Annotated in this window: 20 protein-coding genes and 2 pseudogenes; 6 read left to right on the top strand and 16 right to left on the bottom strand. The window is 56.9% G+C overall.

All coding sequences use genetic code 11. The features are described from left to right. Positions 1-31 precede the first annotated feature (31 nt). Complete coding sequence (locus D3D01_RS16700) at positions 32-1,642, bottom strand: AAA family ATPase (protein ID WP_121513017.1); 1,611 nt, start codon at positions 1,640-1,642, stop codon at positions 32-34. Positions 1,643-1,706: 64 nt separating this feature from the next. Further along, the gene (locus tag D3D01_RS16695; RefSeq protein ID WP_233563444.1) at positions 1,707-3,203 is read right to left on the bottom strand and encodes a hypothetical protein; all 1,497 of its coding nucleotides are present in this window, start codon (positions 3,201-3,203) and stop codon (positions 1,707-1,709) included. Positions 3,204-3,852: 649 nt separating this feature from the next. On the opposite strand from D3D01_RS16695, the gene D3D01_RS16690 reads away from it, so the two are divergent. Together D3D01_RS16690 and D3D01_RS16685 are read left to right on the top strand one after the other, a co-directional pair. Then, the gene (locus tag D3D01_RS16690) at positions 3,853-4,113 is read left to right on the top strand and encodes a hypothetical protein (RefSeq protein WP_121513016.1); all 261 of its coding nucleotides are present in this window, start codon (positions 3,853-3,855) and stop codon (positions 4,111-4,113) included. Then, positions 4,114-4,365 (top strand): type II toxin-antitoxin system HicA family toxin, encoded by a 252-nt coding sequence (locus D3D01_RS16685; protein ID WP_121513015.1) that lies wholly within the window; start codon positions 4,114-4,116, stop codon positions 4,363-4,365. Positions 4,366-4,467: 102 nt separating this feature from the next. Here D3D01_RS16685 and D3D01_RS16680 read toward each other — a convergent pair whose 3' ends face one another. The 6 genes and pseudogenes from D3D01_RS16680 to D3D01_RS16650 form a co-directional block, all read right to left on the bottom strand. Continuing rightward, positions 4,468-5,286 carry a DUF6166 domain-containing protein gene (locus D3D01_RS16680; RefSeq protein WP_121513014.1) on the bottom strand — a complete coding sequence of 273 codons (819 nt, stop codon included), beginning with the start codon at positions 5,284-5,286 and terminating at the stop codon, positions 4,468-4,470. 27 nt (positions 5,287-5,313) lie between these two features. After that, complete coding sequence (locus D3D01_RS16675; protein WP_121513013.1) at positions 5,314-6,420, bottom strand: DNA polymerase sliding clamp; 1,107 nt, start codon at positions 6,418-6,420, stop codon at positions 5,314-5,316. A gap of 205 nt (positions 6,421-6,625) precedes the next feature. Then, positions 6,626-7,576 (bottom strand): annotated as a pseudogene (locus D3D01_RS16670) (MarR family transcriptional regulator). Positions 7,577-7,912: 336 nt separating this feature from the next. Further along, positions 7,913-8,905, bottom strand: coding sequence for a transcription initiation factor IIB family protein (locus D3D01_RS16660; protein WP_121513011.1), 993 nt, complete (start codon positions 8,903-8,905; stop codon positions 7,913-7,915). Between the two features lie 31 nt (positions 8,906-8,936). Then, positions 8,937-9,464 carry a hypothetical protein gene (locus D3D01_RS16655; RefSeq protein ID WP_121513010.1) on the bottom strand — a complete coding sequence of 176 codons (528 nt, stop codon included), beginning with the start codon at positions 9,462-9,464 and terminating at the stop codon, positions 8,937-8,939. An 87-nt stretch (positions 9,465-9,551) separates the two neighbouring features. Continuing rightward, positions 9,552-10,043 (bottom strand): hypothetical protein, encoded by a 492-nt coding sequence (locus D3D01_RS16650; RefSeq protein WP_121513009.1) that lies wholly within the window; start codon positions 10,041-10,043, stop codon positions 9,552-9,554. 243 nt (positions 10,044-10,286) lie between these two features. Between D3D01_RS16650 and D3D01_RS24175 the strand changes: the two genes are divergently transcribed. Continuing rightward, entirely contained in the window at positions 10,287-10,439 is a 153-nt protein-coding gene (locus tag D3D01_RS24175; RefSeq protein ID WP_199725417.1) for a hypothetical protein, read from the top strand. Between the two features lie 105 nt (positions 10,440-10,544). Here D3D01_RS24175 and D3D01_RS16645 read toward each other — a convergent pair whose 3' ends face one another. The 5 genes from D3D01_RS16645 to D3D01_RS23755 form a co-directional block, all read right to left on the bottom strand. Next, positions 10,545-11,012 (bottom strand): hypothetical protein, encoded by a 468-nt coding sequence (locus D3D01_RS16645; protein WP_199725416.1) that lies wholly within the window; start codon positions 11,010-11,012, stop codon positions 10,545-10,547. A 103-nt stretch (positions 11,013-11,115) separates the two neighbouring features. After that, a complete protein-coding gene (locus D3D01_RS16640; protein WP_121513007.1) occupies positions 11,116-11,427 on the bottom strand; it encodes a hypothetical protein in 312 nt (103 codons plus the stop codon). Positions 11,428-11,665: 238 nt separating this feature from the next. Further along, positions 11,666-12,025 (bottom strand): type II toxin-antitoxin system PemK/MazF family toxin, encoded by a 360-nt coding sequence (locus D3D01_RS16635; RefSeq protein WP_121513006.1) that lies wholly within the window; start codon positions 12,023-12,025, stop codon positions 11,666-11,668. A 3-nt stretch (positions 12,026-12,028) separates the two neighbouring features. Further along, positions 12,029-12,295, bottom strand: a complete 267-nt coding sequence (locus D3D01_RS16630; RefSeq protein WP_121513005.1) for an AbrB/MazE/SpoVT family DNA-binding domain-containing protein — start codon at positions 12,293-12,295, stop codon at positions 12,029-12,031. A gap of 325 nt (positions 12,296-12,620) precedes the next feature. After that, positions 12,621-12,776: a hypothetical protein gene (locus tag D3D01_RS23755; RefSeq protein ID WP_158600491.1), complete on the bottom strand. Its 156-nt coding sequence runs from the start codon at positions 12,774-12,776 to the stop codon at positions 12,621-12,623. A 305-nt stretch (positions 12,777-13,081) separates the two neighbouring features. Here D3D01_RS23755 and D3D01_RS16625 point away from each other — a divergent pair, with 305 nt between their 5' ends. Both D3D01_RS16625 and D3D01_RS16620 read left to right on the top strand, forming a co-directional pair. Continuing rightward, the gene (locus D3D01_RS16625) at positions 13,082-14,941 is read left to right on the top strand and encodes a hypothetical protein (protein WP_121513004.1); all 1,860 of its coding nucleotides are present in this window, start codon (positions 13,082-13,084) and stop codon (positions 14,939-14,941) included. A 953-nt stretch (positions 14,942-15,894) separates the two neighbouring features. Then, positions 15,895-16,350: a hypothetical protein gene (locus D3D01_RS16620; RefSeq protein WP_121513003.1), complete on the top strand. Its 456-nt coding sequence runs from the start codon at positions 15,895-15,897 to the stop codon at positions 16,348-16,350. A gap of 879 nt (positions 16,351-17,229) precedes the next feature. Here D3D01_RS16620 and D3D01_RS25050 read toward each other — a convergent pair. Next, positions 17,230-18,150: pseudogene (locus D3D01_RS25050) on the bottom strand (replication factor A); the annotation flags it as partial. 342 nt (positions 18,151-18,492) lie between these two features. Here D3D01_RS25050 and D3D01_RS16605 point away from each other — a divergent pair. Then, complete coding sequence (locus D3D01_RS16605) at positions 18,493-18,939, top strand: hypothetical protein (protein ID WP_121513002.1); 447 nt, start codon at positions 18,493-18,495, stop codon at positions 18,937-18,939. Between the two features lie 136 nt (positions 18,940-19,075). Here D3D01_RS16605 and D3D01_RS16600 read toward each other — a convergent pair whose 3' ends face one another. Both D3D01_RS16600 and D3D01_RS16595 read right to left on the bottom strand, forming a co-directional pair. Beyond that, positions 19,076-22,552, bottom strand: coding sequence for an AAA family ATPase (locus D3D01_RS16600; RefSeq protein WP_121513001.1), 3,477 nt, complete (start codon positions 22,550-22,552; stop codon positions 19,076-19,078). Next, on the bottom strand, positions 22,549-23,850 hold the full coding sequence (locus tag D3D01_RS16595; protein WP_121513000.1) for a DNA repair exonuclease: 1,302 nt from the start codon (positions 23,848-23,850) through the stop codon (positions 22,549-22,551). The genes D3D01_RS16600 and D3D01_RS16595 overlap by 4 nt, the downstream gene beginning before the upstream one ends. Positions 23,851-23,986: the final 136 nt, after the last annotated feature.

The raw sequence follows: 23,986 nt of genomic DNA, 5'->3' as shown, positions 1-23,986 counted from the left end.
CAATGACATTAATCTATGATAAAATCCACACTTACAAGTAGTCGTTGAGCGTCTCGTAGGCGTCCTCCGGATACTGATTCGGCTCGGCGACCGCCCACACCTCGTTCTTGACCGCCGCTTTCGGTGAGGCGCCATCTTCGATATGCTCACAGAGAATCGTCAGATTCCGGGTTGAGAGAGTTGGCCAGTTCTCGTTCTGCCGGGTCTGATGAGCGAACTGTACAATCTTCCTGAACGTCCCACGGTCCACGACTTCGTGACTGGCATTCACCTGCGCGTCCAGCGTGGCGACCTCTTCGTCAACGTCTTCGATGTAGGGTTGCTCCAGCGCTCGGAACCGGCCACGGGTGGCCGAATTCATGGGCTCAGAATCTCGGTACTCCCGCGTCGGTGGGTTCATCGTGATCACGATTCGCGCCGACGGATGGGGTTCGATCAGTTCGCCGTGGGCCTTCACAAGGAGTTTCCCCTCATTGAGCAGACGATGGAGCGACATCGCCGCTCCGGCTCGCATCACAGGGAACTCGTTGAGAACCAGTACCGATCCGTTCAGCAGCGCTTGCTTTGCGGGGCCGTTCCGAGGTGCGATCAGTCCGTCCTCAGTGGGAGTGAGTGGTCCGAAGAGGTCCTCCGTATGGGTTGCCTCGTCACAGTCTACCGAGACGTAGCCGCGATTCGTCCGGTGACACAGGTACTTGATCAGGTAGTTCTTCCCAGAACCTCGCGGGCCAACAATCCGAACTGGAACCAGCCCACGAGCGAGTTTCTTCGCGAGCAGTTCGTCGAGCGGAATTTGAAGCCGTGGTTCGGTCGGAACTGCTGGCGGGACGACGTCGCCCGCTTCGTCGACGGGTAGTGCGTCATCGCCGGCGTCAGGATGTGTCGCTGCCTTCGGTACGTCGGGGTGATCAGGGTTATCGAGGATGTGGAGACCCGTTGGGACAGGGTCCTGCGCATTCCGCCCGATATCGGACACGTACTGTGTGTCGACGGCATCAGGCGACAAGCCATCCGTGCGGTAACGTGGTTCCCCCACGGGTTCGTTGGCAGTCGTAATGTCGAGGACTCGAGCGACGCCGTGCCTCCCAGTTTCATCGAGTCGTCGGGAGTACCAAGCGTCGGCAGCTCGCGAAAGCCACACACCTCCCGGAACGTGCCGGGGAGCGGCCTGAATAATCGCCTCCGCTCGGCTCTCTGTTAGCGTGCTGGTCAGATTCGCAATTTCAGCGACTTCGGCGTCGGCTAGCTCGGTAAACGTCGTGTAGCCTGCGTCTCTGAGTACAGTCGCAATACTCTCCGTGACGACATCGAGAACTTCGAAATCGTCACCCCCAGACGTGCCAGCGGGACCACCGAATGCTTCTGTAATCACGGGCGGTTCTGGACCCTGTGGAGAGACGGCGACTATTGTCGTGCTCCCGCCAGACCTCCGGTTGAGCGTGAACGTTCCATCCGCTGCTCCGGTATCAAGGAGATCAGCGGCCTCTTGCTCACCGATATCGGCGTAATCGCAGACTCGAAGCGTAACGCGTTCGACCGGGACCGTCCCGCCTTCGCGCTTGAGGAGGCGATGCACCAGGTGCGAAAGCACGACGAGCGGTTCTGGCGGGTCGATTGTCGGGTCGGGTTCTGATGAAGACATAGTACGTATGCGAGACCCGTTAGGAGCCCCGTCGCCCGCTTTCGGGCTGGTAAATGCCCAGCTCTCAGGACGAGCCTTCGATGTCGTCGAGGCGGTGCTGAACCCGGTCATGGAGTCGCTGAGCGGCCCCGTCAGTGAGATTCGCTTCAGTATCTACCTCGATGCCGGGAATATCGACGACGTCTTCGAGCGCGTCACTGAGTGTCTGCTGACTGGCTGGCAGGACACGTTCCTCGGGTTCGTCGGTTTGCCGATCGTGTTCCTTCATCGCCAGTTGAATCATCATCGCTGGTTTTCGAAGGAGCTCACCAGCGACCTCAAGGTACTCCTGGTGGGTATTCGATGCCCAGGAGCCCTCGTATTCGTCGAGGAGTGCGATCAACAGAGAGAGCTGGAGGTTGTAAACGGTTGGTCGGGATGATGGAGATGCCAGCGTCGTGGCCCGGTCAGCAGCGGCCTCGGCATATCTGTTGGCGACGCCCCAGTAGCGGTAGCAAGCGGCCGCATCGAACGGAAGCTCGCCGAAGTCGTAGGCGATGGCCCGTGTTCTACGTATCGCCAGATCGACCTTCACCAGACGATCGGAGATATCGTCGTAGATCGCTTTCCACCATTCGTTGATCGGAACTCTGTCGTTCGCCCGTTCGTGGTCGGCGTCGGTGGCTCGACCGTAGTGACGGCGGGTGTACCGCTTGCCTGTGTCAGGGACGATAGTCCCGGTCTCGGGGAAGTAGAGGATGGGTTTCGCCCACAGCGTCTGTGTCCCCCGGAAATCGTAGCCAGTTTCGAATCCACCGTAGACGACGAGATCTGACTCGTTCGCCCCAGAGACGGTGGTAACACCGTCAGCATCCTCCTCTATTTCGGGGGCTTCGCTTGCCGTGACGGTGTGCTCGAGGCCGGGACAGACGACGAACATCTTGAGGAGACCGCCCCAGTCCCGGTAGCTTGCCCAGCCGAATGCCTCAGTCTCACCGCGCTGCTGGAGTGCTCCCACAATTGGGAGGTACGCCTCTTGTGGATTGATGATGGAGTAGCGATCCGATGCGATCTGCCAGCGGAACTTTACATCGAACCCGAGTGCGCACAGCGCTTTGCGGCGTTCGTCGACGATATCTTGGTGATCGCGAACACGAACCAACGGGTCTGACGACGCGTCCGTGGCTATTTCTGAGAGTGACTGACCTGTCGATGTCTCTAGTGTATCGATATCCAGCCCATCGACGTTGCGGAGAGCTTCGATGTCGATGGTCCCGTCGACACCGACGAACTCGTTTGTGGCCCAGAGTTCGCCCGAACTCGCTTGAGGGAGGACGCTGAGAACGTCTTTCAGCGACTGTGGATCCGGATCCAGACACCTCGTTTCCGGTGAAACAGCGTCTGGATACAATGCGTCGTCTGCCGGTGTCAACCCTGCAAACGCGTGCGTTGCTTCCTGATCCAGAAGGTTGAGGATCGACGTGGACGGACCAGTGGATTGGTGGTTATCCTCCCCTGAGCGGGACTTCGACGTGGAGTGCTCTCGCTCGCGGCTCGTTTCTGACTGTGTATCTGTGGACATGGCGAATCTGACGGGAAACAATCGAGGCCAGACGTAGTGGACACTCGACGAGTCTTCCCCTCAATCCATTGAGGAGGGTAAAATGATGCGGCGCTGTCTCATACAGCACTACCCCGAAGCGGATGCCGATGAATCTCCTCTCGGGCCTGTTTGCTTTTCATTATCGCTGGCATGCGTGTCATTCAGCGTAACTCAGGTTGAGCTGAGATAGCTCAGATTGGTAAGCTGATGAAAGCTATATTCTTGTAGGTCCAATATTTTGACACAGATAGAACGGTGCTGACAGACATCCCTTCGATTGAGGAGCTGGCTGAGATTACTGGCCAGACCGAAGAGCAGCTCCGGAAAGATCGGGAAGCATCTACCCGGATGGCCCGGTCGAGTTCTGAGGACCCTCGACACCATGCAGACGACTAGGTTCTTTTTTTAATGAGCGGCTTTAGGTCTGCAGAGAAAACAAGGCGGGTGCGTCGGAACTTGACTCCGTGACGGCTCCCCCAACACTATCGACCGGCTCTGTTGAAATCCTAAGAGAGGTACAAGATTGAGCAGTAGTTTAACCGACCGCAGCATCTCCCGAAATCGCAGTATTCCGGTTCGTAGAGCTCATAAACCGAACGCTTATTCCCTCGCTTTACCTACTCAGAGTATGGCAAGTGCAACGAATGATGAGTCTCCCGAAGAAGGCGTGGAGTTTATTCACGAGGACGATGGGCAAATCACCGCTCGTGATCTCGAAACTGGCGTCGCTTCGTTCGGAGAGACCAAAACGGAGGCACTCCGCATGCTTGCGGAGGCCCTTGAGTTGCACGAGGGTGGCGGAGAACCAGTCACTGACGCCGATCTTGAAGAGTGGGGGATTGAAGACGTTGAGCTCGGGGATAAGGAGCTTCCTGAGTTTATGCAGTAGATGGTCCGGACGAACTTCTCCGGCCGTGAAATCGCATCTGTATTAATTGACCACGGGTTCGTCCGGACAGGCCGAGTTGGCAGTCATCTTAAACTCCGCTACGAATCGCCTGACACAGACGAAGTCCGTATCGTGACGGTACCAATGAAATCAGCAGATAATATCCCAACGGGGACACTCCAGTCAATTGCCGATCAGTGTGGAGCAAACGACTTCCACTCGTGGTGTCGGTGGATTAATCAGAATCTGTAGCTCTCAGTCCGCAGTTCGACCTAACTACTGTGTCAGAAAGACAGACGTCGAAATGGTTGGGTTTCAACAGAGCCATACATAGAAGGTCGCTCCTTCCCTTACTCAGTGTATATTTCGGTTATTACCGCCCACAAGCATCTCTTGATCGTCATCGTAGTATGGGATGTACTCCTCACCACCGAACCAGCGAATGAGAGTCGGCCGAAGACTTCGAATTCTCTCCTCGGTCGATTCGCCGACGTGATCGACGGTTCTGAGCGTAGTGGCATAGCAGGCCCAGGCCGCGAACTCGCCCATCGTCTCGAACTCCTCAGCGATGGCCCGCTTGGCAGCAGCGGACGTCAGTCGGCCATGTGTCGAAAGCCACTGCTCCGGCAGTGATTCGGCAGCAGGATCACGGTTCCCCAATCGGATTTCCTGAAGTCGATGCAGGTTTCCCCTGGTGTTTCCCTTCTTCCAGAGGACTTCGTTGTATCGGCGGACCAGGGCAAGTTCATCAGCGTAAGTGATCGAATCCAAGTCGATCGTTTCGATGTCGACGTCGTCCGGTTGGGGTGCGGTGTTCTCGGGATAGTCCCTATGAAGGTACTGTTCACGGAAGCTCGACTCTCGGAAGTCTTGCAGCCGTATCGACCACTCAGTACCGCTCAGTTCGCGTTTGACGAAGTTCTCTGCGAACAGATGATAGTCATCGATTGCGACTTCAACCCCGAAAGCGGAAGCAAGCAGGGCAATAGCGAGTTGGCAAGCGCGTTCTGGTGACGCGTCCGGCCCCCAATCGAACCCGCCCGGCGACACTGTATGCACCATCAGGTGTTTGTCAAGGAGATCGTCGCCGGCGTAGACGAGACAGCCCCCGAGTGTGCGTTCTCCGCGATACCGCCGCGCTCGGTACTGTGACTGTGAGTAGCTCGTTTTCATAGTACGTGGAAAACTGTCTGGGAGTAGTTACGTCTCGATACGGGGAGCCAGCATCCGGGTCATCGACCCTGCATCATCGTCAAGCTCGTACGAGAGCATGATTGGGAACCCGCTCCCGAAATCGACTGTGACGCTAGCCCCCTTCGGAATGGTTCGGACGAGCTTCTTCATGTAGTCGAGGCTGAACAGCGACGAGGCTTCAGCGAACGTAGCCTGGTCGAGTTCCTCCGCATCGAGCTGGAAGTCGACAGCGTCAGTATCGCCTTCTGCTTCGATCGTGAGAACCTCATCGTCGGCGTCCATCCGGAAGCCGACGTGGTCGGCAACGAGGTCTGCGGCTTTGACCCCTTGCTGAAGGACGTCGCGGTCGAGCGTAGCGCTCGCTGGTAGTTTCAGCTCAGGGAGCGTCGGCTCTGCTCTGATGGTCGCTGGATCGAGACAAGCCATTCGGAACTCGATGCCGTCGACGAAAACAACCAGCTTGCGTGTCTCTCTATCGAGACTGAACTGGACCAGATCGTCTTTCTTTGCGAGGTTCACGGGATCAGCGAAGCGGTCCAAGTCAAGACCGAGGATACCCGGACTAGCATCGTACGACTCGAATGCTGAGGGATTCAGAGTGAGATCGTCCATCGCGACGTTGGCGGGATCGACTGCACGGACGCGAATCCCGGATTCGTCGATCTTGAATCGGGCTTCGTCGACGTTCGCCCGAAGTGCTTTGAGGATGGCCTTTAGAGGACTTGCCTGGATTGTTGCTCGGAACGTCGACGGCGGCTCTGAAGCAATCTCATCCGTTGCTTCCTCCCCATCAGTATCGACATCTGCTTTTGCTTCTGCCTCTGTCTCAGATTCGAGCTCTCGGGCTTGCTCCAGCCAGTCTACAGCCTGTTCCACGCTGACGTTTGCAAACTCCGCGATTGTCTCGGAGTCAGCGGCTTCGAGAGCCTCGATCGTTTTGATTCCCTGTTCGTGCAGACGGGTCGCTTGTTCCGTGTCGAGACCAGAGATGTCGACGACACTAGGTAGTTGTTCGGAGGGGGCCGCGACAGTCTCTGGCTGTGCGGACGCATCTGAACGGCTGTTCTCAGTCTGTTCTTCGTCAGAACGGTCTGTGGATGTTTCTATACTCATAGGGTTCTATGGCACGATTGAGTGAAAGCACGAGTCCGACGGGCAATCGTTGAGTCAACTCGCCTTCCCCTCAGTCTCTTGAGAGAAGATAAATATCGACTCGGGAATGCTAGCCGAGATATGGCACAGGACGCAGCAAAACCAGCAATCAGGTATTACTGGCTTCAGACAGTAGTCGCGTTGAGCTACAGAATCCGTGGTTCACTTACGAGACACCGTACTGCTCTTTGAGGGCAGTAAATTCTGATTCACTCGGGAGGACCACTGGGAGGTCGTCAGCAACCTCGAACTCTCCGTGAAGGGGTCGGTACATCGCGGCCACCGCTGTCTCCAGATCGTACCACGTTGCCGTTTCTATCAGGGTCTCTTGGTCGATATCTAGTTTCTTGATCAGCAGCATCGAATAACTGACGCGTCGCGACCCGCTATCGAGAACAAGGGTGTGGCACACGACCTCCGAGGGCATGAGGTCTTCGTCCGGAGCGTACCAGAATGCGGGTTCACCAGCAAGGAAGAACTGTAGACCGTACTCCTGCAATCGTGCGAGTCCAGTCACCTGCCAGTCAGCAGCTGACTCTAGTGCGGATGTATCCTCCGACGTTTGGACGCGAACGAGTGCCCGCTTCGGGTCGCACCACTCGACAGTCGCACTCGGAGCGAGTTCTCGAACTCGCGAGCGATGTTCGTGGGTAACGGCTTCTCGTGCGAACCTCAGCAGTGGCGAGAGGTCATCAGTCAACGCGTATTCGGGCCCAGATGGCGACAGCATTGCACGGTGCTTGAGCGGTGACAACGCTTTGTGGACACCCTGTTTGGTGATGTCGAGTCGGTCTGCGATCTCGGTCGCTCGACGTGGTTCGCCAAGATACCAGCACACCCGTAACGTCGCTGGTGAGAGTATCCCTGTCCAGTCGACGTGGCCAAGCTTCGAACGGAGATCTCGATACGCCTCGACGACTGGATGGTCAGTCACTCGGACGAGACGTCAGTTCTTCGAACCACGGGTTTCGGTGAGCAAGCCGTCCTCGAGCAATTCATCGAGGACGTCGTAGATATGGTCCTGGGAATACTCAGTTTCGGTCGCGAGTTCGTTTGGCGTTGACTCACGGCCAGCGCTAAGCGCGTCTAGCAGCGCAAGGCCGGCCTTCGTCAGCATTTCTGTAAATGATATATTCAGTTCGTATAAATATATTTCTGGGTTTTTGTTTACAGACTGCCTGTGTAACGTCTACCCCGCTGTGGACGAGTTCGTGCTACATCGAAACCGGCGGCAGCCAGTCACAGGACGGACAGAACGCTTCGTATACAGCCAGAGTTTCGTCGAACTCCCAACTTCCGTCGTCATGGAAGAGTACGCCTGCTCGAACGATAGCATGAACCGCCCCGTGACCACAGTTGGGGCATTCGTCACCTGGGGCCCATCCCGCCCGCTCGAAATCAATCGTCCACTCCGCGTTGGTGACCGGCGGCAATGACCGTTCACCGCAAGAAGTCATCCGTGTACCTCCATTCCTGAGTCCGCTGGGTGTTCGAGCATCGATTGGAGTCTCTTCCATTGCCCCCGGAGCGTCATAGCGGAGACATTCGCGAGTTCAGCGAGACTCGTTTGGGTGACTTTCTCGTCAGCCTCCCGAGCAGCCTCATAGACGCAAGCAGCGGCAACACCGGTTGGTCGACAGCCGTTCCCGAGACCGACTTCGGACGCTTCTCGGGCCAACTTCAGGGCGCGTTGGCGCACTTCTCGTGAGAGACCGAGGTCCGATGCGAATCGTGGGACATACTGAACGGGAGCCATCGGAACTGCCGGGAGATTGAGTTCGTGATTCAGCACACTGTACGCGTTGCTGACCCGTTCTCTGGAGACAGTCGACACCTCTCCGACCTCCTCGATTGTCCGAGGGAGTCCCGAACATCGACAGGCTGCATACACGCCGGCAGCCGCCATAGCTTCGATCGAGCGACCACGGATGAGGTCCTCGTTCGCAGCAGTCCGATAGTGAGCGCACGACTGCATACAGATGCTCTCGGAAAGGTCGAGCGAACCGACAATCCGCCGGATTTCCGAAAGTCCATGCGCAAGGTTCTGCTCTGCCTTCCCTTCGAACTGGGCTTGGCGGTCCCATCGCCGAAGCCGGTTCAGTTTCCGACGTTTTGCGGCTGGTAGCTGCTGCCCACGTGCATCACGGTACCAGCCAATCTCCGCAGAGATGCCCCAGTCGTGGCGGGCATTCGTCACTGGCCCACCAACGCGATGTCGCTCTTCGGTGTCGTATGGCGTCCATTCAGGACCGTAGTCGATACAGTCCTCGTCGACGACGAGCCCACACTCAGGACAGTACCTCTCAGTACCATCTCGTCTAAGCTTGACCTCAGAACACTCGGGGCATTGGTCGGTCGTAGAAGTGTGTCGTTCATGCGTCTCAACATCGTTCTTCTCAGGCTGTTCAGTGTGTTCCGTCGCGACGCTGGATGAATCTGTAGACATGGTTGATCGAAGGGAGGGCTCTGGGAGCAGACTACTCGAAGTCGGGGCCAGTCAGGTTGGATGGAAGTTCTGGGTCGAATTCGCGGTGAAATACCCGGAGAACCTGCTTCTGCCAAGCTGCGTATTCTCCAGGAGTCGAGGCCTCGAACCGTTGCACACCGAGGTCGTATTCCCGAGCAAACGCTTCGAGATCGACTGCTTCGATACTTGTAATCGCATCTGTCGTGGGATCTGGAGCAGCGGCTGCAGGAAGTGGCCGTTCCACCCACGCATCGAAGCAGCCATCCACGGAGCTAATCACGAGGACGCCGTCAGTTGCTCCGACGAACAGGCTGGTCGAAATCCGAGCGAGATTTCGGTACAGATCTGACGGAACGACCAGGAGCAAGTTCTCCAGATCCACCGAGGATGAAGGGGCGTCTTCTCCAGGCCGACCGTCAGTTCTCCATCGGTTCTCGGTGTCGAGCCAGCCTCCATATCGCAACTTGTCGAGTGTGGCATCGAGGAACGTCTGGCTCCGGTACTGAATGTACCCAGCGACTGTGGCATAGAAGCTCATCGAACCTCCGCAGAGAACTCCGGAGTGAACGAATCCGAAGTACACGACCCGCGCCGATTCGTCGAAGATAAAATCTGGATCGAAGGCTCAATAGTGGACATCAGCGGGGACCACCCAGAACTCGTCTTCACCGTTGTGTTCGAGATGCTGTTCGACCGCGGACCGAGAGCGAAGACCGGCGCCGTGTCGGTCGTAGATCCACACAGAGGGGCCAGCGAACTGACCGAGCCGATAACAATCGAACCGAGTGAGTTCGATGTCGTCCATCACGGACTCAGAATCGAGGGACTCGAGTTTCACTCGTAGTTTGTCGAGTGTCTCATGGAACCACGCTTCTTGTGCTTCGACAGCGTCTTCGAGAAATTGCCTTCCCGTCTCCGACTGCAGGGACAGGGCTGGCTTGAGGCCGCCGTAGCGGGGATGATCTCGATACCGAGCGGTCGATTCATCAAGCGTTTTGTAGTAGTCGAACGCCGTCGAAGCCCCGTCACCGATTCCGATCAAGCGGTCGAGTGCGTACCGAGCTGTACTAACCGCCTCCGAGCCGTCGACTGCAGGGACGAGTACTCTTATGAGCATATGCATTTTCTATTCCTCACCCCTTTCAGGGTCGATAAATCAGACCCTTAGACCCTATTCCGAAGATTCAGGAGAGGGATTTCGGTTGCGGAATAAAAGTCGTTCGACCTATCTTAGTTGAAGATAAGATAGTTCAATCTAACCAAGAGTGCAAGTCACACACTCTCGGACAAGTCTTACAATATCAGGGCCCACAGCATCGTATGGACGGAACATGTCACACGCTCCGTCCACTCCCTTTGCATGACACCTGACGATGACGTTCTGGGTCGGTGTCCGGACTGCGCGACCAAGATAACACGGGCTTGGCTACTCATCGAGTACGAGAACACCGAGGGACAGACAGGTGTTTGGGCAGAATGTCCGGAGTGTGACGACGTCGTCGAACCCCAGTAAACAGTCGCTTTTCAATCTTGCAGCATCGCAGCCATTCGGCCAGCTTCTTCGGCTTCCTCACTTCGGGACATATCGTACCGGGAGAGTGCTTCTTCGACTGCCTCGTCAAGCGTCATATCTCCCCTCCGATGCTGTAATCACTGTGTCCCCAGATTCAGGTTCGAACGAGAGCGTGATGAGGAGTTCGTCGAACCAGACGACCGGGCGCTTGCTCGGTCCTTCTTCCTCGAAGAAGATGATTCCCAGCTGAGCAAGTCGACTAAGTTCCTCGTGGACATTCTTTACGTCTCGACCCACAACTCGGGCAGTCTCGTTGATACGGGACGGTTTTTCCCGGCGAATAGCCTCGATGAGATCGAGGACACGCGGCGTCAGCGTCTCCATTAGGTCGTCGTAGCTAGTGAACGACAGCGTCGACGTTGCGTCCACTGAATCACCGTGTTCCAGTGATTCGATGTCGGCAGTGACGTCCTCGTGGAACTCGTCGGACGATTTGACTGTCACGACAAGCGTCGACGCAGCCCGAAGCTGTTCGCGTTCCATCGGATGCAGCGGTGGCGTTGATGCAGTCATCACTCTCACTCGTGTCTCCGATAGGGGAGCGTCGTCACGTCGAAGGTGTCGTAATGTCGGTCGTACGTAAGGATGTGATCAATTTCCATCTCGGGCATCGAAGTTAGGGGTTTGAGGAGGGCTCCTCAGGGAGAACAAACGATTCATCGTTGCCATGCCACTCCTCAACGAGATCGTCTTCTTTTCTGGTGTCTGTGTGTGCTGTCCCTGGGAGGGACGAATTATCGAGGTCGTCGAGAACAGTAAAGGCTGCATCTTTCGGATCAGCCTTTTGCTGACGTTCGATCCACTCTAACACCGCCTCGTGACCGGCTTCCTTGAGAGAGAGTCCGTGTTCCTCAGCGAGCTTTCGAAATCGCTCGTACTCCTCTTCGTTCAACTCAGTTTGGACGTATTTCGTATCGTTGCTACTCATCCGGACCCTCCGGTTACTGTGTTACAGTAGCATGTTCTCAAGTATAAATCTGCAGCAGGCGTTGAGGGAGTTCAGTTCCAGAACGATCCGTAGATTATACGCAACAGTCGTTTCAGGCCGTTGGTGACGAAATCACAGACACGCCCGTGCTGCATACACGCTCTGTATCAGTCACACGGAATTCAGCAGGGACAACATCCGTGACGTGAAAACATACGAAAGCGCTCGCCACTCCCTCTCATATTTCGGTGAGGCCGAGACTGTATTCGAGTGCGGTATCGACCTCGTCCATCCGTTCGGGCGGAATCGAGCCAAGGTTCTCGTTGATACGGTGCTCGGTAGAAATGGTTCGAATCTGGCTACAGAGCGCGACTGAGTCTTCCCGAAGGGCACACTCTTCGGCTGGGACGAGCACTTCGAACGGATAGAGTTGCTCGCCGAAGGAGGTGGTGAACGGAACAACGATCGTTGTCGGGGCGTTGGCGTTCCCGACGTCGTTCTGGACGACGAGACACGGGCGTGTTCCCCGTTGTTCGGACCCCTGTGTCGGATCGAGTTCGACAATAACGACATCTCCTCGACGGACAGACGTGCCCATTCACTACCACTCTGGGGCATCGCCTAGGTCTTCATTAGCCTCTGTCGAGACGCCCGCCAATTCGTCGGTGAGTTCGCGGGTCCGTTGGGCACGCTGGCGGTACCCCTCAGCCAACTCTTCACGAGTGATTGGCCGCTCGATAACGAGTTTCCCTGCCTCTTCGTGGATCAAGACGTCGTCTCCTCCCTCAATTCCGAACCGTTCGCGGAGCTCTTTGGGGATCGTCACTTGCCCTCGCTTCCCGATTTTCCGGCGTTCGCCCTTACTCATACACATTCATATCATATTCATACTGATAAACCCTTGGGGCGGAATGCAGTCAATACGAGCCTTTCAGGAACAAATCGAGCCTGACAAAACCGGTCTCGTGCATACGTCGTGCGCCTGCCCGCATAATCACGGCGACTTTTAATTTCGCGATCGCTTATTTCTCCTCTCGACACTCGATACGCATACATAGTGAGCAGGTGATCCAGTTGAGAGCAGCTGCAAGAAACAGAGCGGTCATGCCGACTTGAGCCCTATATCTCGCACGACATCTCTGTCAGGTTCTAATTATTTCGAGAGACTCAACCATCCCGTCCATATTACCCACCTACTCGTCGCCAGACTCGAATTCGACACGGTCGCGTGAAAGTAGCGGGTCTTCACCATCTCGAAGTGGGGGCTCACCGAGCGTTTCTGGATCGAGACCAGACCCGCTCAGGAACGCTTCGAGCGAACTCGTCTGAGTATCTTCGTCGCCAGTCATCGAATATGCCTCGTGCCATCTCGTAGTGGCTGGTTCCACATTAATGGATTTGCCCTGGGATTCGGTTCTAATCTCGGAGAGTGTTACCCCACAGATTAGGACAGATGGTAGTTTGTGGGGTAACAATGGAGGGCAGTTCGAAGGACAATATACGTAGTTCGAACAGGAATTGGAGTGTGGGGTGACTGTGGGTATTCCTTCGAAAACATCGAATTAGAAGCTTCTATCGGCGATATACCTATGCTCCGCTACGCAGTGTAGAATGTGAGGCTGACCAGAGCCTCACGCTGCATTGAGGTAATGCAATGAAGAGTAGCAACACAGCAGATAAGAACCTATCGGCGACGATAGAGGCGACGAAGCAGACGAACGATCAACATGGGACCGCAACGACGCGTACTGAAGACGGTCGCTCTCCGTACTTCCGGGCCTACCGGGAAGACCAAGAGCAGCGCCGTTCCGCCACTGAACCCACGACGAGAACTCGCCTGGTCGCAAGACTGGCAGGACTTCTCTGGGCGCTCATCGACGCCCCATCCAACGCTGACTCCCGAATCGACCCCGAGGTCGCGATGGAACAGCGCGGAGATGGTGACGTCTACACGGAGCGGACGGCAGCGAAGACGGACTTTGGGACGCGTGCTGAACCCGTCGATGGACTGTACGGGTACACGTCTGATGGCGACCCCATCGTCCCAGAACGAGGACAGCTCATGAGAGCCCGAACGAACGCGAACGGCCAGCCCGCTGACGCGCTCATCGAGCCCGATTCAGCAGGCGATCTCGCATCGTGGAACCCTGGTAACGCCAGCTCGAAATTCGTCGATCCGACCGGCGAACAAGTTGTTGGTGTCGCCAGTGGCCTCGACGAATCCGCCGGCCGCACGACTGCACACACGCCGTCGACACCCACTTCGAAAGCTGTCGACCGCCGGATGCAAGCGTACGACCGACCGGACGACGCAGAGACCCACGACCACGCTGAGCGGACGGAGACAACCACGGGACTCGAGACCGCCGATCTGGAGGTCTTGCTCCCCGATGGCGAATACGTCCGTCTCGGTGACCTGGTCACGGAGCCCGAGCAGTTCGCAGGCAGCTCTCTGGAGTCTATCGAGCGATCACTCGCATTGGAGGCCGAGAAACGCAAAGTCACGGATGGCATCTGCCACCCTGGCGAACTGAGCGACGACGTCGAGCTAGTCGGTCACGCGAAGTGGCTGAACAACCGCTTCGACGAACTCGCTTCGACCCGGCCCACCGCGGCTGAACTCGCTGAGGCCCGAGAGAAACGAGCGAAGCAGGCCCACAAGGACCGCCTTCGCCCGTTGCTCGAGCTGGATCCCGACGAACACGAGGAAGTCTGTGCGATGGCGCACCGACTCCTGAGTGACGACTTCGAGAAGGTCTATGAGGTGCGCAAGAGTCCGCTGACGCTTGCACTCGCACTCGCAGAGCGGGTCAACCGTGGCGTCAAGCCGACGAATGCACTGCTCAGACAGGCCGAAGACGAAGCGAACGATCCCCAGAACGTCCAGAAGATCGGCAACGTCCGATATATGTCGACTGCACAGACGAAGGGACGGTTCTCCACGCAGGGTCGTGTTTCGATCCTCTTCGAGAACACTCACCCCGGAATCAAGCAGGCCGGCGTACTTCAGGACGAGACCGGGACGATACGGTTTGCAATTTGGGCGAAAAGCGAGTGGGATGAGACGCGACCAACGCCAGATCCAACGGATTTCGGCGGTCGAACGCTCATCCGCTCACACCGCTTCCCCGAACTGCACGTCGGAGACGTTGTCCGTGTTGAGAATGTCATTAAAGGGTGGTACGGCAACGAAGCCACCTTCGAGACTCGTCGAGACAGCGAACTCACGATTCTCGAACGCGCAAGTGACGAATCGGAACGTGACGAACCGTCATTCAATGCTGCGACGGCTCAAAAGTCACGACAGCACCGACGCCATCAGCGAACTGGCCCAAAGACGATTGGCAAACCAGTGCCGAAGAATCCCATTGCGTACTGGCGGGGTTCTGAGAGCTGGGTGTTCCCGGTGACGGACTGGACACCTGACTGGTGGCTCGCACAGGAAAACGTTGAGAGCGTTGGAACGTCTGATGCGGAGACGATGACTGGCAGGAAGGTAACCACTGAACCGTAACGAACTGTAGCAACCAGAGTCCCCTAAGGACTCAGAAATCTAACCCCTCTTTCCGAACACCTGAACGGGAGCAATTGTAGACAGTGTAGTTACCCCACACTACCAAATATGTGGCAATTTTGTGGGGTAACGGTGGCGTTGATACTACGCTTTCCTGTCATATCTAGATGGACTCCTCAAGGACGAGCATATATTGAGTTTGTAAAGAGCATCGGCTCTGTTGAAACCCTCTTCTTCAGACAGGTTCTGGTGTGAAACAGCCGCTCACTGTGTCTGCGTATGCAACAGAAAGTATTCATGCTGATTACTATATGCTCAAGTCATGCGTGACCGCTGGCTGAAGGCGTTCTGTGCTTTCACAGCGATATTATTCGTAACTGGATGTTTGGGGACTCCCGCTTCGGAACAACCGGCCTCAGATCATCCAGTGTATCTTGAAAACTATGGCAATGAGAGCGCATCGTTCGACATTACTGTTCTACGAAATGCGACGGGGGAGACCGTTCACAATCAGAGTTATGTACTTGACCCCGACGAAGATCGAGAGGTCTACAACACCGATAGAGCGTCTCCTGAAGGTATCGAGACGTTTCAGATCTATTGGACTGCGCGTAATGAAACCGGGCAGGTAACTATCAAGACGAATCAGTGTTATGGAGGCGCATATGTGATGATTCAGGAAGACGGTACTCCCTCATCGACGTACACGATTTGCTGAGCAATCTCCCTATCTTAACCGATACGTGCGCCCCCTAAGTCTTGCACGGCTTTTCTAATAGACTCCTGAGAAGTAGCCGTTGGGCGCGGTAAGTGTGTGACCTGTTTCTGGTTCGACGTGGCTGAAACAGTTCGAAAAAGAGGAGGTTCGTCATCCGCCTCACTTTTCACGCTTAACTAAACACCGCCCTCCAGAGGGCAGAAAGCACTTTACAGTGGTGTGACGAGTGCGGACAATGGACTCAAGGTCCCTGATCCTCCTCGCTTTCGGCGTGCTGGCCCTCGTCGGCGGCCTGTGGCTGTACACGGCAGTGCCGGGCGAGGCCTACCGACTGCACGTCATGGCGAGCGATGCCGACACCGCCGCGAACGCGAGTGAGCGCGATACGGCGGTGTACGCGTACGACGAACTCGACCCGGAGGCACAGAGCGTGTTCCGGAAAGGGCGAGCGGCGGCCGGCGAGGACATAACGATCCGCACGAACCGATGGCCCGAGGAGTTCGAGTACGGCACCGATACAGCCGGTGTCACGGTCGTCAGCGACGGCGACACCCACTACCTCGTCCGCGCCTCACAGAGACGGTGTCTGGCGGGGCTCTGTGCTGTCCTGCGGATCTTCCTCCTAGGTGTCGCCGGTGTCGGGGTAGTTGCGCTCGGTATCGGGGCGAAGCGGGCCACTGCGCGATCGTAATTGCGGGAAGCAGGGGCACGAAGGCAACGCCCACGCGGCCGACTACCCCCACAGGAGAACTCAGTCGATTGGCTGCTTGCTGAATATATGCTCTGTATCTCGTACGGTGTTCCTGACAGGTGGCGGGTAAGTCACCAGGTTGACTGATATTTGAGTTCACTGTATTGACCCCGCTGAGGCAGAATATATCATCTTCTGAGTATTTCAACAAAGCCAGAGCAACATATATCTGAGGGGGCAATAGAAGAAGCAGATTCTGAACGGCCGCGTCTACACTTCGCTGTCGTGAGAGTTGCCGTCCTCAATAGCGACGACGGCCTCTCGGAGATCACTGATGCTTTCACCGTATTCGTCCTGTGCCTGAGAACCGAACGGGGCCTCCCCTGCCTCGAACGCCTCGATCCGACCACTGGTCTGAGCCGCCGCTTCAGCGACCCACGCTTCCCGAGTCGACTCATCAACCTCGGTTATCGACTCTGGCTCGATGGCGACGTTGACCCGATCTCCCGACTCGTAGGTCCGAATCTTGCCGACGATCGCGACGTAGGTGGGAGTCTCCGCTGCTCGGAGCGCTGCCATCGCTTCGGGCTGGTACTGACCGGCGTAGACGTAGACGGGGGAACTAGCTGCGAACACTTTCCCCTGCCAGTACTCCGAATCGTTTCCGACATCAGCCGTCTCAGTAAGCGTCCCGACGACGAACACCCGGTTGATGCCGATCCCAGTTGGCGTCAGGCCGTACACAGGAGCGCGCTCTTCGTCGGATTCTTGGAACGTATGCGTAGTCGCGTTGAGCTCATCAGCCAAGAGCCGCGTAGCTGGCTGGCGCTGCGTGAGCGCTGGTGCGACTGCACCTACATCGAACCCGGCTGAGACAGCGTCGGTCTCTTCGGCTTCGTCCACCAGGAAGTAGGTCCCGAAGACGCTGCCGGCGAGCCGGAACCGGCGACCCAGGAGCTGCTCGCTGATCTCGTCGGCGACGACATCAGTCGAGAGTGCGTCCATCGCCATCGTCGTCGCATCGTCCAACGAGATGCCGGTGACTGCTTCCGTCGCTTCCTCGTTGAACAGCACGCTGACCGACCGCTCCCCGTCGTCGAGGATCGCTTTGATCCGGAGATCGAAGTCGCCGTCACGCTTTCCGTGTTCGGCACATCGGCCGTTCCGGAGAACGCGAGTGCAGTCATCCTGTCCACAGCGCTTGATGAGGCCCGAACCTTCCTGGACGTCGACGATGCTCCCGACGACTTCGGTCGTGCCGTCGCTGACCTCGACGGAATGGTCTGTCTCGCTGATCGAGGTAGCGGAGTTGCAACTCACCGAGAACCGACCTTGGTACTCGTCGGTGACGACGCTGTCGAATTTGTAGGTACCACCCTCTTCGAGTTCCGGCAGGTCGGCACTGGCCCACGCGACGAACTTGAGTCGGCCAGACTCGTCACCCAGCAGTCCGACCTGGGCGATCTTTTCGCTCCGGGGCTCCCACAGTTCGACGACTTCAGCGACGACGTCGACCCACTTGTCGGCCTCATCGATGCTGTTGAGCATCGTCCGAGTGGCCTTCTGGGGACGGCCGCCGTAGCCAGCCAGTTTGGCGAGGTCGTCAGTGAGATCGTCTCGGTCGAGGTTGGCATCGGTGCAGGCCTTCCGAACGACGGTTCGAACAGCCTCGTTCACCGGAACTCGGTAGGCGCACATCCGCTCCAGTTGGTCCTCGATATCGCGCTGGTCGAGGACGAACGTCGGGTCACTTCCATCGTTAACTTGAGACTCGTCGAACTCCGCAAATGCGTCGCTGATGGTCTGGATACGATTCTGCAGGTCAGGGGCAACAGTACTGGACATCGTTGTTCTCCGAGGAGGAACTGGAGTAAGCGTTCGAGACACACTGATTCGCTATCAAGATGTGTTTTCGTCGCTCCCTCTCTGATTCTCCTCATCCCCTTGGGTATGATAAATCCCAGACTCAGTCGCTAGCAGGCCACGAAATCTGAGAGCAGTCTGAGAGAATCAGCCTTATTCTCCCCCAACAAATGAGAAAGCACTCCGGCTGTGCTACATATCACACGCAAATCTGGCACATTGTATATTGCTGTCCGGAGGAACCCTTACCGCGTAGCGACTATTTTGTACGACTCACCTATGGAGCGCGACCCACTGTTTCGTGAAGTACAGAGATTTCGCCAGCCGTGGATCTGGGTACTTCTCGGGGGGATCGCACTTCTGATGCTTGTGTTAGGGCCTATCGCGTGGGGAGGGTTCGCCATCGTCGTCGTGATCGCTGGACTAGTCTACAGTATTCGTCTCCAGACCGAAGTTAGAGCCGACGGTATCTATTTCAAAATGTGGCCGCTTCACCGTACGTTCCGTCACATTTCGTGGTCGGAAATCGAGCGGTACGAATCCAAACAGTACGGGCCACTTCGTGAATTCGGCGGCTGGGGGATTCGATGGGCGCCCGGGAAAATCGTATACAACGTTAGGGGCAATCGGGGGGTCTGGATTGAACGGACCAAGGGGCGCGCAGTTCTGATCGGATCACAACACGCTGAGGAGTTTGTTAGGGCCATCGATGAAGCAGCCCAGTAGTTCCTCTGAAACTGTGTCTTGACCTCTACCGAGAGTTGAAGGGGTGAAACGTTGTTCAGATCGAGTGTGGAATGTGTTCTCTGAGCGGCACACATCAATTGGATCGACTAATAATGTAATCAGCAAAGTCAGAGAATCAGGCCTCGCCCAAGCGTGAAAGCAGCTCGTCGGTCCTGTCTTTAGCCTCGTCACGAGAGACGCCTTCGTCGAGGTAGCGCTCAATAGCCCGGGCACGAATCTGGCCCTGATCCAGCGTATCACGAGGTTCGAGGTACCCGTTCTCTTCGAGGTGCGTTTCCAGCTTGTCCGCTTTCCCGCTACGGAAACGGTTTACCTCGCCATTGTGCAGAGCTTCGACGATCTGTCTTCCATCCCCATTGACCGATTCGGCAAGGGCAGTGACCTCGTCGATGAAGTTACCGCTCACAGCGCCAGAGGCTTCGAGAACCTCTCGATCAACGGGCTCGCCACGACCAACCTTCCAAGCGTCGACGAACTCGTTCAGCGCCGCAGCGTTCTCCTCTACTATTGTTATCTGGTCGGAATCAACGGAGGAGAGGTCTCCGTTGCCCCACTGGAGAAGGTTATTCAGCTGCCCCCAGTGCCCGATCCCGAGCTCCAGGAGTTGATGGAGAGTTTCGACATCGTCGACCAGGTACCACAGGTGCGCCGTCCCCGCGCTACGGTGCGGATTGAACGAGTCCACCTCGAGCTCGTCCCCATACGAGGCGTGGTCGTGACCGTCTCGACTAGGGACCTTCGGAGTGAATGATTCGATAGATTCCAGCTCAGGGATATGGACAGAGTCGTCGACGTCACGGACGGTTGCGAGGTCGATGATTTCGTGGTTGACGCCGTTCGTGCTCTCCAGTGCAGCAGTCCACTTCGCCACTTCGTCGCCCTGTGCGGTGAAATAGAAGACTTGCCGACCGTTCCGAGCGAGTTCAATCGTCGACTCGATGATGGTCTTCGCCCTGCGATCGTCGGTATTTGCGAGCGTCTCGTCGAGGAGAAGTGGAATCCGAACGCCCTGTTCCTGCTGTTCAACGAAGGCGATTCGGACGGCGAGCAGGACCTGCACCCGAGTACCGCTCGAAAGCTCGTTGAGCGAGAGGCCCTTCTGTTTGGATTCGTCGAACGCACGGAACTCCGCGTCGTTCTCGTCGAAGTCCAACCGATACCGGCCGCGAGTGATCGTCGTCAGGATTTTTCGAGCACGCTCGAAGACGTCAGGGCGACTCGTCTCCATCGTCGCCTCCTGAACGTGATCTACCAGTACGTCACCGACCATCGCAGCACAGTCGTCCTCGAGTTGATCTTTCAGATCATCAAGCGCCCTATCGCGCTCCGCAAGCGCCGTTTCAATTTGATCGTCGGACTTCGCCTGCCGGATCTCTGCCTTGATATCGGCAATCCGTGACTGCAGGTCGTCGAAATCTTCTGCAGTTCGTTCCGCCTCACGGAGCTCTTCTCTGAGGTCAGCAATCTCTTGCTCCTTGAGGTCTGGTTCAAAGCCCGGGTAGCTTTCGATTTCTTCCATGTCCGTGTTCGCCCGGATTTCGGCCTCTCGTACATCCTCCGCAGCCGATTCGTATGCGTCGACCTGCTCACAGAGCTCTTCCAACCGATCGTGATCATCGGAATCGAGATCTAGATCCGCAAAGATCTCGTCGTGTTCGGCCTCCAGAGCATCTATTTTCACAGTCGCTTCCTGAATCGTCCCGGTGGCTTGGTCAAGGTCCCGCTGTGCGGCTTCGCGTTGCTGTTCGCGGTTCTCGAGGTTCCGGATGGTCTCGGTCGTCTCACCGGAACTCTGGATGTCGTCGTAGCCGTAGGGATCGAGTTTCGCTTGGAGTTCGTCGCGGGCGGTCTCGATTTGCTCGTCGACGGTGTCGATGCTCTCTTGGAGTCCTTCGACCTCGTCGTGGGCTTCCTGCCAGTCGAGTACTCGCTTGGAGATCACGGCGAGTTCGACATCAGACGCATCTGGCGCGGCGCCTAACTGGTCTTGGAGTTTGGCACGCGTTTCCTCCAGATCCTGTTCTTTCTGTTCGAGCGTGTCTGAATCCCTTGCTAAAGTGTCACGCCAATCTGCACGCTGCTTATCTAATTCATGTTCTGCTATTTTGCTGTACAGTTCCATTAAGCGGGACCGAACCGCGTCCTGGTTCCACGCCTCCGGCGGTTTCAAGCTCGTTTTCTCGAACGATTCGCGGTGAGAGTTCCGTGAATCGCTCCCATCTGCCGACTGTGAGCGAGCACGACGCCCATACCAGAAGATACCAACAGCTACGGCTAGGATGGAGAACAGCAATGGATTTACCAGAAGCCCCAACGCGACGGCAGTAGAGGCGAGGGAAACAGCTGAGAACACTGCGATACGGTATGCTTCCGAACCGGCGTTCGAAGCGGTAGATTCGGAGGCAGCCAGCCACTCTTCCAACGAGCGAGTAGATCGTTGGAGTGTAGGTAAGTCAGCCCCGGAATGTTCTCTGTCCTCCAGTAGTCGCTGGACGGCCTGCCGGGTTTCACGCTCGGACTGGAGTTCCTCGGCCTCTCGTGCGAACTTCGAGACAGTCTTCCACGTGACGGGCTCCAAGTCAACGAGGTCCTCGGTATTGACCTCCAAAGGAATGTCCTCTCGTGCAGTTTCTCGCTGCTGTTTGGCGTCAGCCAAGTCTCCCTGGAGATCGCGTTTCCGGTCCTCCGCAGAATCGAGGTCATCGCGAAGGTCTTTCAGATGGTCGATACGGCCTGTCGGGAGGCCCTCTTCAGGAAGGTCAGCCTCGTCAAGCCGTTCTTGAGCGTCCGTTTTCGTTTTCTCGGCCTCGTCTTTTTTGTCGGTCCATTCGTCGATGTCATCTTCGAGGGATCGAACGCTTTCGATTTCGTCCCCGTCGACCAAATCTAAGATATCGGGCAACTCGTCGAGTCTCGATTCAGCCTGCTCCAGTTTGTTCCTCGCCTGTGCGTAGTCGATCGCCTGCTCGAGCAGTTCAGAGCGCTCCTGTGCTCGACGCGCTGCCTCCAGTTCATTCCGTAACCGAGAGAGTTCGTTCTGCTCTTTGCGGAGTTCGGAAACCTCGTTCCGCGCCTCACGCAACTCCTGAATCGCTCCTTTGGCGTTCTGGACGACGTTCCTGTTGGCTCGGCTCGGAGAATCCGAATATCCGAGCTCGTCGTATGCTGCGGAGAGGTCGTAGCCACCAGCCGATTCTCGCTCGATTATCTCTGCGAACGATTCGTTGTTATTGTCCCGCTGGAGCAGGTCATGGAGGGAGAGACGGTAGCGGTCGCGTTGATCGGCCGGAGGCAGGCTCGGACCATTCGCCTCCTGGCCGTCACGTTGGTAGCTCGTGCGCCCATTGTCGACTTCGACTCGCCAGTCCTCACCATTCAGCGAGAGCTGCCCAACGAGGGATGCACGCTCGTCGGCGGTCTCAGGCCAGCAAAGCCATTCGAGCGATTCAGCGAGCGTCGTCTTTCCTGCTGCATTCGGCCCGTGAACGACATTGATGCCGGAGCACAGGTCGTCGACAGAGAAGCCGCCAGTTTCGAACCCAGGAGCTTGGACGATCTGGATTTCCTCGAAGCAGATCGGGTCCCTAGTCACGCCTTCCCCTCCTTTTGAGTGAGTAGGGTATCGAGCAGCACCCGTGCTTGCTGTTCGAGATGCTCGATAGCGTCAGCGTCGTCCGGATCCTCGAGTTCAGTCTCGCGTCGAAGCGGGTTGTACGCATTCGCACTATGAGTCTGCCGTAGCGCTGCTAACGAGTCGTCAACCACCTCGCTGTAGGTTTCGTGAGGATCACCGTTCTCGATTTCGAGCAGGAGGTCAGCGAGGTACGCAGCTGCATTGTCCCCTTCTGCAAGGTCTTCAAGATCGATTGCGGACCGGGTATCGACATCGATCGATTCGATCCGGACCGAAACCGACCCCTCCCGGAATCCGAGGTCACGCTCCATCGATCGATGCTGATCGACGAGCGCCGAGTGCGCATCCGTCCGTCCAGTTAGACGAACGCGAACGAGGCTGAGCTCCAGCGACCTCGTATCGAGCTCGGCTCGAACGTGGTCTTTGATCTCCTCCGAAATTACAGCGGTCGCTTCCTGTGGGTCGTCTACCTCGGACACGTCGACCGTAACTTGGTCGTATCGAACGGATGCCAGAGGGATCTGTTCAGCTCGTACATCTCCGGTTTCGGGTATCGTAATCGTCCACGGGCCGTGGGCCTGCTGTTCACCCGGATCGAGGGGTTGCGGCGACCCCGAGTACAACGCCAGTGGTTGCGAGTCGATCCGGATCCCCGGACTGTGAATGTGACCGAGTAGCCAAGCATCTGCTGCGGTGTCGCGGAGTTCGCTGGACAGAACCGGTGCGTATCGGCTTCCTCGCGAGTCGAGGTCGGCGTGAAGTACGCCAATCTGGGGCGCGTCATCGGTCGTCGGAAGCTCGTGCTCTTCGAGTGGGGACTCGTAAACGTGTTCAGCCGAGAACGACCAGCCATCGAAGTGTGCTACCGGCTCGCCGTTCTGTTCGAGCGTCCAGCGTTCCCACTGACCCTCTCTCCCGAGGAACTGGAGCGTATCGGAGTCGAGGTTATCGACCATATCAGGGAGGGCGTCGAAGTCGTGGTTCCCGGCTACCACGACGACTGGAATCCCCGCTTCGTCGAGTTGTGCAACCCCGTCTTCGAACGCGCCATACGCCTCGAAATAGCGATTCTCTTGATCAACAATATCACCAGCAACCACGACCGTATCGACATCCCGGTCGATTGCTTCCTGGACCGTCGACAGCCAGACAGCTTTCGGCGACAGCTCGGGACTATCCAGATCATCCGGGATCCGACTCGGGTGACGGCCGAGGTGAAGATCTCCCGTGCAAAGTAGTTCCAGGGCTTCCTTCATGAGTAAAGCTAGACGGTGAGATAGAACCACAAGTCACTGATAAATAAATGCCACCCATTACCGAACTACTGTGGGTCGATATGCAGCCATAGTCACGTGATGCCAAATGTTCCATCCAGTGAGAGTAGCCAACTAT

Origin of the sequence: Haloarcula sp. Atlit-7R, assembly GCF_003666065.1 — an archaeon.
GTDB lineage: Archaea > Halobacteriota > Halobacteria > Halobacteriales > Haloarculaceae > Haloarcula > Haloarcula taiwanensis.
The sequence above is the reverse complement of the archived record's forward strand: the minus strand, read 5'-3'. Positions and strand labels throughout refer to the sequence as shown.